This window comes from Mycoplasmopsis agalactiae PG2 (genome assembly GCF_000063605.1).
Classification (GTDB): Bacteria; Bacillota_I; Bacilli_A; order Mycoplasmatales; family Metamycoplasmataceae; genus Mycoplasmopsis; species Mycoplasmopsis agalactiae.
Genome location: NC_009497.1, coordinates 1 through 13,282, shown reverse-complemented (window position 1 = coordinate 13,282; position 13,282 = coordinate 1). Strand labels below are relative to the sequence as shown.

The 13,282-nt window shown below is 29.9% G+C and carries 13 protein-coding genes, 2 tRNA genes and 1 pseudogene; 8 read left to right on the top strand and 8 right to left on the bottom strand.

The window, feature by feature from the left end; genetic code table 4:
- The first annotated feature begins 8 nt into the window (after positions 1–8).
- Positions 9–458 (top strand): MAG0130/MAG3770 family membrane protein, encoded by a 450-nt coding sequence (locus tag MAG_RS00080; RefSeq protein ID WP_011949196.1) that lies wholly within the window; start codon positions 9–11, stop codon positions 456–458.
- A 121-nt stretch (positions 459–579) separates the two neighbouring features.
- Positions 580–1,977: a BMP family ABC transporter substrate-binding protein gene (locus MAG_RS00075; RefSeq protein WP_011949195.1), complete on the top strand. Its 1,398-nt coding sequence runs from the start codon at positions 580–582 to the stop codon at positions 1,975–1,977.
- Positions 1,978–2,024: 47 nt separating this feature from the next.
- On the opposite strand, the gene MAG_RS00070 is transcribed toward MAG_RS00075, so the two are convergent.
- Positions 2,025–2,831, bottom strand: coding sequence for an MAG0110 family membrane protein (locus MAG_RS00070; RefSeq protein ID WP_232955111.1), 807 nt, complete (start codon positions 2,829–2,831; stop codon positions 2,025–2,027).
- Positions 2,832–2,966: 135 nt separating this feature from the next.
- Here MAG_RS00070 and MAG_RS00065 point away from each other — a divergent pair, with 135 nt between their 5' ends.
- From MAG_RS00065 to MAG_RS00040, 6 genes and pseudogenes are all read left to right on the top strand, one after another.
- Positions 2,967–3,968, top strand: a complete 1,002-nt coding sequence (locus MAG_RS00065) for an MsnO8 family LLM class oxidoreductase (RefSeq protein ID WP_011949193.1) — start codon at positions 2,967–2,969, stop codon at positions 3,966–3,968.
- A complete protein-coding gene (locus tag MAG_RS00060) occupies positions 3,952–4,296 on the top strand; it encodes a glycine cleavage system protein H (RefSeq protein WP_011949192.1) in 345 nt (114 codons plus the stop codon). Before MAG_RS00065 ends, MAG_RS00060 begins: the two co-directional genes overlap by 17 nt.
- A 1-nt stretch (position 4,297) precedes the next feature.
- Positions 4,298–5,167, top strand: coding sequence for an SIR2 family NAD-dependent protein deacylase (locus tag MAG_RS00055; protein WP_011949191.1), 870 nt, complete (start codon positions 4,298–4,300; stop codon positions 5,165–5,167).
- The gene (locus MAG_RS00050) at positions 5,145–6,182 is read left to right on the top strand and encodes a lipoate--protein ligase (protein WP_011949190.1); all 1,038 of its coding nucleotides are present in this window, start codon (positions 5,145–5,147) and stop codon (positions 6,180–6,182) included. The genes MAG_RS00055 and MAG_RS00050 overlap by 23 nt, the downstream gene beginning before the upstream one ends.
- A 69-nt stretch (positions 6,183–6,251) precedes the next feature.
- Positions 6,252–7,298 (top strand): annotated as a pseudogene (locus tag MAG_RS00045) (lipoate--protein ligase).
- Positions 7,291–8,478 (top strand): NADH-dependent flavin oxidoreductase, encoded by a 1,188-nt coding sequence (locus MAG_RS00040; RefSeq protein WP_011949188.1) that lies wholly within the window; start codon positions 7,291–7,293, stop codon positions 8,476–8,478. Before MAG_RS00045 ends, MAG_RS00040 begins: the two are co-directional and overlap by 8 nt.
- Positions 8,479–8,497: 19 nt before the next feature.
- Here MAG_RS00040 and MAG_RS00035 read toward each other — a convergent pair whose 3' ends face one another.
- From MAG_RS00035 to dnaA, 7 genes are all read right to left on the bottom strand, one after another.
- The gene (locus tag MAG_RS00035) at positions 8,498–9,316 is read right to left on the bottom strand and encodes an alpha/beta fold hydrolase (protein WP_011949187.1); all 819 of its coding nucleotides are present in this window, start codon (positions 9,314–9,316) and stop codon (positions 8,498–8,500) included.
- 1 nt (position 9,317) lies between these two features.
- Positions 9,318–10,103: an alpha/beta fold hydrolase gene (locus tag MAG_RS00030; protein ID WP_011949186.1), complete on the bottom strand. Its 786-nt coding sequence runs from the start codon at positions 10,101–10,103 to the stop codon at positions 9,318–9,320.
- An 82-nt stretch (positions 10,104–10,185) separates the two neighbouring features.
- A tRNA-Gln gene (locus MAG_RS00025) sits at positions 10,186–10,260 on the bottom strand.
- Between the two features lie 3 nt (positions 10,261–10,263).
- A tRNA-Tyr gene (locus MAG_RS00020) sits at positions 10,264–10,347 on the bottom strand.
- A 65-nt stretch (positions 10,348–10,412) separates the two neighbouring features.
- Complete coding sequence (locus MAG_RS00015; protein ID WP_041308674.1) at positions 10,413–10,637, bottom strand: RNA-binding S4 domain-containing protein; 225 nt, start codon at positions 10,635–10,637, stop codon at positions 10,413–10,415.
- 1 nt (position 10,638) lies between these two features.
- On the bottom strand, positions 10,639–11,748 hold the full coding sequence (locus tag MAG_RS00010) for a DNA polymerase III subunit beta (RefSeq protein WP_011949185.1): 1,110 nt from the start codon (positions 11,746–11,748) through the stop codon (positions 10,639–10,641).
- A 133-nt stretch (positions 11,749–11,881) separates the two neighbouring features.
- Positions 11,882–13,282: a chromosomal replication initiator protein DnaA gene (gene dnaA, locus MAG_RS00005; RefSeq protein WP_011949184.1), complete on the bottom strand. Its 1,401-nt coding sequence runs from the start codon at positions 13,280–13,282 to the stop codon at positions 11,882–11,884.

Below are 13,282 nucleotides of genomic sequence, written 5' to 3'. Positions count from 1 at the left end.
GGGAATTTATGAATAAAAATATAAAGTTAATGAATATTGAGATCAAAAAATTAGAAAAACTAGCTTCGTATGATCAAAATAAAAAATTTAGAATTCTTATAATATTTTTTCTAGGCTTTCTAGCTCTTTTAACTTTTTTTATGATTATGTTTTCCCTAGTTTATTCTAAGCAAAAAACTTTGCTTATTACTTTTGGTGTAGTAGCATCACTGAGTTTTTTACTGCTTGTGTTTTTAATTGGCCCATTTTGCACACTTTTAGCATCAAGTAAATGAATGAATTTATTAATGAACAAAAAGCCCGGGGAAAATATTTGAAGTAAATATCATCCAGGCAACTTATCGATCACATTTAACTTATTTATAGGTATTTTAGTATTTAATATGTTTAATGGTAAAGCAATGAAAATAACTAAAAATGAGAGGAAAGTTATAGAGTCGGTTTTACTATTTCATTAGTTTAATTTGCCTGTTTCACACTGCTATAGGTAAATATTAAATTTAATATAATATATATGGTTTAAAAACTAAACTAGGAAATTTAATTTTTGAACTTTATATATTTGAATTAGGGATCAAAATGAAGAAAAATAAATTCTATCTATTTTTAGGGGCTGCTCCTGTTTTATCAGTACCATTGGTAGCTGCATCTTGTGGTGACAAGTACTTTAAAGAAACAGAAGTTGATGGTGTAAAAACTATTTCAACACTTGCACACATTACTTCTCGTAAAGGGCTTAAACTAAGAGAAGGCTTAACTGTTGAAAATGCACCTAAAGCAACCTTTATAACTGATGAAGGTTCTGTCCATGATGAATCATTTAACCAATCAGGATGAGAAGCAGTTCATAAAGTTTCTTACGAACTAGGCTTAGACAAAGCTCAAGTTAGCGGCAACAAAAATTTAAGAAACAAAGTTTATGAACCTAAAAAAGGTCAATTACTTGAAGCTTACAAAAACGCTATTGACAGTGGCTTCAGATACATTGTTCTTTGTGGATTTACACACCAAGCTTCACTTGTTGGTTTAGATGAAAACTACATCAAGAAAATTAAAGATAATAACATTATCTTTATTACTGTTGACTTTAATCTTTTCACAGAGGATGATGCAAATGTTAAAACATTTATTAAAAAAATAGGTGAAGGACACTTAGTTCCAGTTATCTTTGACACTAAACAAGCTGCATATATAGCTGGACGTGCACTTGCAGATTACTTCTCACAAGTTTATAAAGACCAACCTGAAAAACGTACAATTGGTGCATTTGGTGGTATTCCTTGACCAGCAGTTTCTGACTTTATAGCTGGTACTTTCCAAGGTATTATTGACTGAAATAAAGAACACCCAGAGGCTAAGACTAAGTCATTAAATGAAACTATTGAGCTAAATACTTTATTTACTTCAGGAACACCTCAAGCTACTACAGCTATTAACTCTGTGGTTAAAGCTACAGCTTCTTACCCTGTTGCTGGTTCATTGTCAACTGACACAGCAAAAGAAATTAAAAAATTAGCTGATAAAGATAAATTCATCATTGGTGTTGATGCTGACCAAAAGAATGCATTAAAAGGTCACAGAATCTTTACATCAGTTATGAAATTAATAGGTCAAGCAGTTTACAATATTTTAGCTGACTTATATAGCAAAGGTGAAAACCAACTAGACCTTCAACCAGGATTTGAAATTGGTAAGAAGAATGGTACTCCAACAGTCTTTGGCTATGGTGATACTGAAGACAAACAATATGTAGGCGTTGCAACATCAGGATTATTAGATGATAAAAATGATGAAATAGCTAACAAAGCATTAAAAGATGCAACCGCATACTATGTACAAAAGAAGACAGAGATTCAAAAATCTTTAAAAGATCAAATGGAAACAGCTAAAAAAGCATTAGGAGCTAAATTCCCTTCTGATCCTGGTGGTCAATTCCAAAAAATGGTTGACTGATTGGCTTCTGAAACAAGAAAATAACCTTAATCAACATAAAAAAACCAGGCTTGCTGCCTGGTTTTTGTATATTAATTTTTAGCTAATCTTACTAATCTTATTAGATATACAAGTGCATATATATAGTCGTATGCTAATTTAAATCCAAAGTATATTGTTAGCTTCATGAACTCTTTTTTGGTCGAGTCATTACTTACTGTAGCGTTAAATGCTTTATTGTATCTAGTAATTAATCATCAGTCAAATGCCATATAAGAAATCATTAAAGCAAAGCCTATTGATGGAAATAGTGCATTAATTCATGAGTTGAATATAAAGACGCTTAATATAAAGATGAAAAAGAAGCTAATGGTTAAGAATATTATGATTGCATACACAAATTTTATTTTCATTAAATCAAAGTAGGCTAAGGTTGCAATTATTGATAATATAACAATTGGTAGCAGAATAACTCCAAATGTTTTGGCTAAGGCTGGTGGGTATTTAATACTTGCGCCAGTAGCAAAGGTTCCTAATAATTCTACAAGTGCAAATGATAAAAGAACAATTCCTAGCAGCATCATGCTTAAAGTTATTATTACTAACTGTGCCCAGAAGTTCATTTTTGGGCCTACAATAAACTCGATAAAAATGAGCACTAAAAGGCCTAATGCAAGACCAAGCCCAATAAATGGATTTCTTTGTAAGTAATCTAGTGCTTTAGGAAAGAGTAATAACAGCACAATAGCACTAATAAATGCTATTCCTGTTGCATAAGAGAACCAACCAACAGAAGCTCCTAGAAAAGCATTCTTTCTACTTGCTACAGATGAAGCGTTCTCAAATCTTCTAAAGTTATTTTGGCTGCTATTTTGATTTTCTATTAATCTGTTTTCCATATCACTATTATACATTTATATAAAAATAAGTTTTTAATGATTTATTTTGCCTTTTTTTCTATATATTGGTTTTTTAAATATGTATAAATTTCCAAAATGCCTATTTTATGGCGCTTTAGTTTTATAATTTTATTTATGAAGATAAGCATTCTTGACCATGGGCTATTAACTAACCAAAATAACTATAAAAAAGCTTACAAAGAAGTAATCGAACTTTGTCAATATGTTAAGGATTTAAATCTTTATTCTTTTTGAATTAGTGAGCAACACAATGTTAATTCATTGGTTATTTCTAGTCCGCTTATTCTTCTTGATCATTTAGCTAATAGTGTTAGTGGAATTAAATTAGGGTGTGGCGGCATTATGCTTGCTAATTATCAAGCATATAATGTCGCAGAGCAGATTCAAACACTAAATTTATTACATCCAGAGCGTTTTGTTTACGGATTTGGATCAAATATAGGCACAAAAGAAACAATTGAGCTTTTAAAACCTTCATTAACTTCAACTGAATATCAGCAAAAAATTATTGCTGTTAATGAATATTTAAACAACAAGAAAAAGTTTGATTTTAGGATAAATCCTAACATAAACAAGCCTGTTGACATTGTTATGTTGGTAACATCTGAACAAAGCGCAATTTTTGCAGCTCAACATAAATTTAAAATTAATTATGGCTGGTTTTTGAACCCATCTAAAGTGTATGCTGAAAATGTTATTAATTCATACATTGAAGCCTATAAAACAGCATGAGGCGAAAATCCACCAGAAGTTGCACTTAGCGTAAATGTGGTAAGTGGAATTGACTATGAATCATCAACGAGAAATCATAATTTAATTGCTTTTTATCGTTCTTTTGCTGATCCTAATCATTTTGCTTATTACCCTCCATATAGTGTGTTTGAAAAATTTGTGTTTAATGAAGAACAACGCAAAAATTTCCTGCGTTTGCACAAAAGTATTTTTAATGTTTTTGATGATGAAAGCATGAATAAACTTAATAATTTGTGTGAAAATCTAAAAATAAATCACTTAATGATTCTGCCTACTGTTGCTAATATAAATGATCGAAAAAGAGCAGTCAAGAATGTTGCTGATTTTTATGTAAAAAGAGGTAAAAATGAAAAAAGTTGATAAGTATTTAGTTGTAGAAAAATTAGAAGGTAAAGACCAATTTTATTTAAGATTTACTCCTGAAATGCAAGATGACATTGGAACAATTGGCTTTATTCAATATAAAAACACTGACAAAAAAATGTTGCATAAAGATGACATTTTCTTAAACTTGGAAGCTTCTAAGGCAATCTTGACACTAAAAATGCCTTTTGATGCTACAGTTGTTGAAATTAATAAGGAAGCTATGGCTAATCCTAAGTTATTAAGTTCGCCAAAAGATAGTGAAAACTGAGTAATGATTTTAAGCGACATTGACCCTAAAACATTAGAACAATTAGAAGACTTTTAATATGCTTACATTAAACTCTGTTAAAGAATTAGACTCGCTTATTAATGAAGCTGATGCTATTGTAATTGGCATTGGTTCGGGAATGACCAGTGCTGATGGAATAGGCTATAGCGGACAAAGATTTGTTCAAAATTTTAAAGACTTTATTGATGAATTTAAGTTTCTAGATATGCTTCAAGCAAGTGTTTATCACTTTGATGATATTCAAAACTATTGGGCATTTCATTCTAGATTTATGAAACTTAATTACTTTGACCAGCCTGCAAGTGAAAGCTTTTTGAAACTAAAAGAATATTTAAAGGGCAAAAACTATCACATAATCACAACAAATAGTGATAACTCATTAGAAGCTGCAGACTTTGAAGAAGACAAAATATTTTATATTCAAGGCAAATACAACTTGCTTCAGTGCTCAAAAATGTGCCATAACACACTTTATTCAAATGATAAAGCTGTTTATGAAATGATCGAAAAGCAAAAAGACATGAAAGTTCCTTTAGGGCTTATTCCACGCTGCCCTAAGTGTAATAACTTTTTAGAAGTTAATAAACGTCTAAAAGGTAAAGGAATGGTTGAAGATAAACGTTTTTTTGAAGAGAAAAAAATGTATGAAGACTTTATTCATAGGCATAAAGGTCAAAAAATACTTTTTTGAGAAATAGGGGTCGGGTTTTCTACTCCAACATTAATTAAGTTTCCTTTTTGAGAAATGACCAAAGAGTTTTCTAACTCAAAATATGTTGCAATGAATAATAAATCTTATAGAACTCCGCAAGAAATAAGACAAAGAACTTATGTTTGAACAGACGATATCAAACAAACTATTAATAAATTATTAGAGGTTAAAAATGATTTTAGTAGAGCCAATTAGAAATGGTAAATATGTTAAAGATGGTGCATATTGATTAGCTATCCAAATTTGAGCAATGAATCACTTGAGACTAAATGAAAAAATAGTGTTTCCCGGTATTGCTGCTCCCCACATTCAATTAGGTTACTTCCAAAATCCAGAAGTTGAAGTTAACTTTAAGTATTTAAAAGAGCACAACTTGGAAGTTGTTCGTCGTAATACTGGCGGTGGCGCAATTTACATTGATGATAATTCTGTTAACGTTTGCTACTTGATTCCATATGATGAAAAAGACAATATTTTGGGCAATTACGACAAATTTTATGAACCAACAATTAAGATGTTAAAAGAACTAGGAGCAAAAGATGTTGTTCAATCAGACAAAAACGACTTAACTATTGACGGCAGAAAAGTTAGTGGTGCTGCCATGATGCTTAATGGCGATGTTATTTATGGTGGTAACTCTCTTTTATACAAAGTTGACTATGACGCAATGGTTGATTCATTAAAACCTAATCGTAAAAAAATTGAAGCAAAAGGTGTTAAATCAATAAGACAAAGAGTGGCTCCTTTAAGTGACTATTTTGACGAACCATACCGTAATCTAGACATTTTTGAATTTAAAGACCTTGTCATTAAAAAGCTTTTTGGTGTTGATGATTTAAGTAAAGTAAAACGTTATGAATTAACTGAAGAAGACTGAGCACAAGTTGATGAATTAGTAAATACTAAGTACAAAAACTGAGACTGAAACTATGGTCTAAGTCCTAGATATGAATATAACCGTGATGCAAGACTTGCAATTGGTACAATTAATTTCTCTCTTGCTGTTGAAGGTCAAAGAATTGAAAAAATTAAAATCAGTGGTGACTTTTTTGCTAAAAAAGATATAACTGAATTAGAAAAAGCGCTAGTTGGCACAAAAATGACATATGAAGACTTGGTTAAGGCTTTCAAAGATGCTGACTTACAAAGTTATTTCTTTAATGAAATAAATGCTGAAGAAGTTGCAAAAATAATATTAGACGAAGAATAAAAATGGTATTGATTTATGTTTCTTTCATAAATCAATATTTTTGAATATGGCTATTTTATAGGGGTATATATGATTTTAGTTGAACCTATTAGAAATGGAAAATATATAAAAGATGGTGCGTATTATCTTGCTACACAAATCTGAGCATTAAGTCATTTAAAATTTGATAAAATTGTTGCTTTTCCCGCAGTTTTAGATCCTTATGTGCAAATAGGATATTTTCAAAATCCTGAAGTTGAAGTGAATTTTAAATACTTAAAAGAACATAACATTCCAATAGTTCGCAGGGACACTGGTGGCGGAGCTATTTATATTGATAGTAATCAAATGGGAGTTTGTTATTTAATTCCGTATAAAGATAATGAAAGTATTTTAGGAAATTATGAAAAATTCCTAGAGCCAGCCATAAAAATCGTTAAGGAATTAGGCGCTAAAAATGTTGTTCAGTCAGGTAAAAATGACTTAACAATTGATGGATTTAAAGTCAGCGGTGCGGCGATGGCACTAATTGGTGACACAATTTATGGTGGAAATACTTATATTTATAAAATCGATTATGATGCAATGTCACAGGTACTAAAGCCAAATAGAAAGAAAATTGAAGCTAAGGGAATTAAATCAGTAAGACAAAGAATTGCACCATTAAGTGACTATTTTGATGAGCCATACAAAAATATGGATATTTTTGAATTTAAGGATTTAGTTGTCAAAAAATTGTTTAATGTTGATGATTTAAGTAAAGTAAAAAGATATGTGCTAACAGAAAATGACTAAAAACAAATTGATGAGTTAGTTAATGCAAAATACAAAAACTGAGACTGAAACTATGGTCTAAGTCCTAGATATGAATATAACCGTGATGCAAGACTTGTAATTGGCACAATTAATTTCTCTCTTGCTGTTGAAGGTCAAAGAATTGAAAAAATTAAAATCAGTGGTGACTTTTTTGCTAAAACCGATATTAGCGAACTTGAAAAAGCTTTAGTTGGTGTAAAAATGGATTATGATGAGCTTTCTAATGCTATAAAACAGGCAAATTTGGAAAAATACTTCTTTAATGAAATAAGTGTGGATGATGTTGTTAAAACAATTTTAAGCGAGGATGATAATGAATAAATATGCACAGCTTTTTAGGTCTTTTAAATTAGGCAGCTACACACTTAAAAATCGTTTTGTCCTTTCACCAATGACTTTAAGCTTGGCAACTAAAGATGGAAAAGTAACAACAGAAGAAGAAAAATACTCAGCCAGAAGAGCAGATTGCGCACCTTTATTAATTTCAGGGGGAACATATTTTGATGACTTTGGTCAGCTTTTTGAATATGGATATAGTGCAAAAAGTGATGATGACATTGAATCATTAAAAAAGCTTGCTAAAGCTATGAAATCGAAAGGCAATGTTGCAATTTTGCAGCTAGCTCATGCAGGTAAATTTTCAAAAGCAAGTCTTAAAAAATATGGTTATCTTTATGGACCATCATACGAAAAAAATCATATCCCTGTTGAACATGAAGTATTTGAATTAAGCATAAGTCAAATAAAACAAATTGTAAAAGATTATGCAAGCGCAACTAAAAGAGCTGTTGCTGCTGGTTTTGATGGAATTGAAATATCAATGGCGCAAAGATTGCTTATTCAAACTTTTTTTAGTTCAATAGTTAACAAGCGCAATGACGAATATTCAGCAAACAGTTTTGAAAACAGATCTAGATTGTGCCTAGAAATAGTTGAAGAAATAAGAAAAGTGATTGATCAATATGCAGATGAAAACTTTCTTTTTGGGTTCCGTGCTACTCCTGAAGAAACATACGGTGCTGAGTTAGGATATAGCATAATTGATTTTATCCAACTTATAGAAGAAATTATTAAAAAGGGCAAGATAAACTACTTAGCAATTGCTTCTTGAGGCCATGATATATATTTAAACAAAGTTAGATCAGAAAATGAGTATAAGGGGCAGTTAGTTAACAAAATTATCTATGACAAATTTAAGGGCATTCTTCCTATAATCTCATCGGGGGGCATTAACACTCCTCAAAAATGTTTAGATGCTCTTGAATATTCTGATTTGGTGGGCTTAAGCTCTGTTTTTGTAGCAGATCCTGAATTTGTTCAAAAAATTGAAAATGATCAAGAGGACAAGATCAATTTAAATATAAGTTTTTCTCAATTAAAAGATTTAGCAATTCCAGAATCATCATTTAAAGGCATTGTTGAAATGTTTGGTTTTTGCGAAACTATTCCAACTGAGTCATTAAAAACTTTAGAAGAGAATTCAAAATCAGAAATAAATTAAAAAAGCCGCTATGGCTTTTTTATAATGCTTTTGGACTGGCTAATTCAGGTCTATTAATAAATTCTTCAACAATTTTTATAAAGTTTTCTCAGTCTTCCTCAAACATCATGTGTCCTGTTTTAGGCATTCATAATGCCTGAACACCTTTGACATTTTCTTTAAAATAATTAAGACACAAATCCCTGTCTACTACTCCATCATCTTCACCTAAAATCAATAAAGCAGGAACATTAACAGACTGTAAAGCAAGCTCTAATTTATCATGAAAATAGTTGCTTATTAAATATTGACCTAAGCCAACTATTGTTGGATTATTAAAATCATATGGATCAAATGTATTTTTTACAAGTCTCATTCAAGATTCATTTGAAGTAAATTTTGTTACATCATAATATAACGATTTAAAAAAGCCTATAAATTCATCAAAAGTTTTGGGAAAGTAATCTCTTAAAAAGGCTTCAGTAACATTTTGTGATGACTTATTTGTTGGAGCTAAGTAAATTAATTTTTTAAATAATTCAGGTCTTTTTTGATAAGCAAGAGAAATGGTGCCTCCGCCCATAGAATGGCCTATTAAGATAATGTTTTTCAATTTATTATCTTCTATAAACTTGATTAATAAATTAGAATAACACTCAACAGTGGCTTCATCACCTTCTTTAATTTTAGTGTGATTATTACCAGGAAATTGCAAGGCATAATAATTTGACTTAGTTCAGTAGTTTTCAAAAATTCTAAATGAATTTGGCGATGAATTAAATCCATGACAGAAAATTATGTTTTCATTTGGATTATTGTTATCTTTGAAAACAAAATCATATTTATAAATTACATTCATATTATTTGTCCAAAAATGGTTCTAGAATTTTTATAAATGAATCTCAGTCTTCTAAATACGTCATATGCCCTGTTTTTGGAATCCAGTGAGTTTCGACATCTTTTACATACTTTTTAAAATAGTCAATACACTCTTCTCTTAAGATTACGCCGTCTTTTTCACCTAAAATTAGTAAAGTTGGAACATTGATAATTTTCAAAGTTTCTTTTATTGCGTTAAAAACATTCATATCAGGTGTTCCAAGTTTAACAATATCAGGATTATTATACAAGTAAGGATCAAAATTTTCTTTTTGCTCTTTAACTCAATTTGGATCAGATGTAAACTTAGAAATATCATAATAAAGAGAGCGCATAAGATCTAAAAAACCTTCGTAATCATTAGGAAAATAGTCTTTTTTATATCTGTCATACAATGCCAAGGCTGGCTTGTTCATTGGCGCTAAATAAACTAGTTTCTTAAATAAATCAGGTCTTAATTGATAAGCTAAAGAAATAGTTCCGCCTCCTAATGAATGACCTATTAAGGTAACATTTTTTAGATTATTTTTCTCAACAAATTCAACTAATAATTTTGCAAAACAAAAAACACTAGGTTCATCACCTTCTAAAACAGGTGTTAAATTACTTGCTGGAAACTGGAGTGAATAATAGTTTGACTTTGTTCAATAATTTTTAAAAATATCAAATCTGTCTGCTGTTGAATTAAGTCCATGGCAAAAAATTATATTCTCGTTTGGGTTGTTATTATCTTTAAAAACAACATTATATTTATAAATTGGCTTCATAATAAAATTATACATTTAAGCCTATAAAACAAATAAATTGGAAAAAAAGGAAATAAAAAAAATGCTCTCTTTCGAGAACAAATGGCTGCCCCAGTTAGATTCGAACTAACGCGTGACGGAACCAAAACCCGTTGCCTTACCGCTTGGCTATGGGGCAAAATGGTGGAGGGGGAGGGATTCGAACCCCCGAACCGTGAGGAAGTGGGTTACAGCCACCCGCGTTTGGCCGCTTCGCTACCCCTCCAAAAGCTATTTTAAAAAAATAGCAAAAATATTATAACATCAAATAAAATAAAAACAATTTAATTATTAAATATCTGGTTCTTTTTTAATAATATAAATGTTGCTATTAATAGTTAGCAAATCGCCGCTTTTAACTTTAGAATTTCTTCCTTCGGGCTTTTTATTATTAATTAAAACTTTATTTTTTTCTAAATAAAACTTAGCTCCACCACCTGTTTGGATAAATCCAATTTTTTTTAATAGCTGACCAATAGTAATAAAGTCTTCTTGGATAAAAATTTCTGGTTTCATTTTACCTTCTAAGAGGAGTTATTATTTGTTTTGAATTAGGATTATCTTTTGAAAATAAAACAATATTTTGAATTTTTTCATCAATTAAAATATATGTTTCGCCTTCGGTTATAGAAATAGCATCTTTTAAGTAATTGAAATTCATATCAAAAACAAAGGAAGATCCTTCTAAAGTAAATTTGGTTGTTTTAACATTTGAATCGCCTAATTCATCTATCTTTGTGTAAACATTTATTTCTTGGTTAGAAATTTTAAGTTCAATTCTATTTTGTTTATCTGCGGATGAGTTTATTCATATCTTATTTAAAAGATTATTGAATTCTGATTTTTCAATAGTAATTTTATGTTTAGTTTCCGATATTGCTTTGTTAAATAGCTGCTCAACATTATGGTAAGGTAAATCGGTAATTCTTGCGGTTATTGTGGTGTCATTGTATTCAACACCAAATTTAATTGAGTTATAAAACATTGTGACAGTCTTGGGAGCATCAGTAGGAAGTAATTCTTTAACATCTTTTGCATTAACACTGAAGTCAAAATCTTCTAAAATCTGATTTGTTTTAATTGTGTAATAAGCTAGTCTGAATGTATCTGTTGCTGCTAAATTTAATTTATTTCCTGAACTTTTGAAATTAATGCATTTATAAATCAAATTAGCACCATTACTTGCAGCAAAAGCAACGTTTTTTACTGCTTTTTTAAACTCTTCAGTATTAATTTGGAACTTTTTAATGTTAATGTTTTCATCAATTTGAGGAAATGAACTAATTTCATTTAATGTTAGTGTATAAACTGAATCTTGTTGTTTTATTTCCATTTTATTAAAATAAGTTTTTATTTCAATAAAGCCATTTAGTTTTTTAATTATATTTTTGAAATAGTTAGCTTGAACTAATAATTCTCCGTCTTCTTCGACAATAATTTTGTTGTCATCAACTTTAATTTTTCTAACAATATTTGTTATTTCATTTGTTGCTTCAAATTTAACAAAATTATGGTTTGCAGTTATTTTTATACATCTCATTCCATATAGAGAACTAATTGGATCAGAAAATCTGGAAACAACTTCAATAATGTCATCTAAAAAAATTTTATTTACAATAATTTTCATGTTTTCCTTAAATAATAAATATATGTTTTGTTAATTTGTGGATAAGTAGCAAAAATGCAATTTTTAACGAATTTTTAAACTTTTTTTGGCATTTTTGTACTTTTTTAAGAGTTTAAAACTGCTTTTTAAAATGTTAATTTTTCTTAAAAATCTCATTGCTTATCTCTGATATAGTTCTCTTAAAAGTTATGTCTGATTGCTCTGTTTCTTTTTCGATTTTTCTAACTGCATTAATGATGGTTGAGTGATCTCTGTTGCCAAAAAATCTACCAATTTGTTCTAAAGAAAGATCTAATTGTTTTTTAACAATCCAAATAGCTATGTGTCTTGCTAAAACAACATCTTTTCTTCTACTTTTGCCTAATATTTCAGAGCGAGATAATTTGTAGTATTTTGCGACGTATTCAATAATCACATCAGGTGTAACTTTTTCTTTAACTTGCTGGATATCTTTAAGAATGGAGTTAACTATAGCTAATGTATATCTAGAATTTGTTTTGACGATTTCCGAGTTGTAAAACCTTAGTCTATTTACGGCTCCTATTAAGCTTCTGATGCTGTTGGCATAGTTTTTAACAATGAAATTTTTAGCATCATCTTCTCATAATTCAGGCGTCATCTTGTTAATGTCAATCATGTAGTCCAAAATTTTCAAAAGATCAGCTTTTTGAGGTTCATCAATTGAAAGTTGTAAGCCCATTGAAAGACGACTAATTAAACGAGCGTCGAATGAATTTTGTAATGAATAGATAGGTCTATCCGAACAAATTATTGTTGTTCTTTTTTGATTTATTCTGCTATCTAAAATATTGAAGATTAGTTCGATTGTGGCTTTTTTATTGCCGATTCCGTAACTTTGGAAGTCATCAAACATAACAATATCAGCGTTATCAAAATGATTTCTTATTTGCTTTAGTTTACGTTGGTCATTTTCTTGGAGAAAATATGAAATGTCTCTTGTAAAAGAATTAGCATTTATGTACTTAACTGAGACCTCTTTTTTAAGAAGCTCATTACATATCGCATTAAGCAAGTGAGTTTTTCCTATTCCAGATTTGCCGTAAATAAATATAGGATTATAGTCTTCTTCACCTTCAACAATTAGTTTTGCTATTCTAATTGCTTCTTTGTTAAAGTTGCCTTCTACATAGTTTTCAAAAGTTTTAGTTTTATCGACTTCGCGATTCGAAAGTTCAATGTTTTCTATAGCTGCTTCTTTTCGCTCTCTTTTTACTTTCTTTTTAACAGCAGAATCAAGTAAAACAAAGCTAAATGTACACTTGCGTTCAAAAGTTTCATCTAAAGATTTTTGAATACTGCTTTCATAAGCTCTTATAACATATTGTGAGTTTGGGGTTACGTTAGTTGTTCCGATAGTTATATGGCCAATTTTTGAGACGTCTTTGATTTCGAAGTTGGCAAAAAAGTTTTTATAAAGCATCTGGTCACCTAATTCTTGTCTAAGAATATCCAAAAAAGTTTCGGTATATGACTTTAAAGCAATTTCTTTATCATTTGGGCTGTTGATATTCAT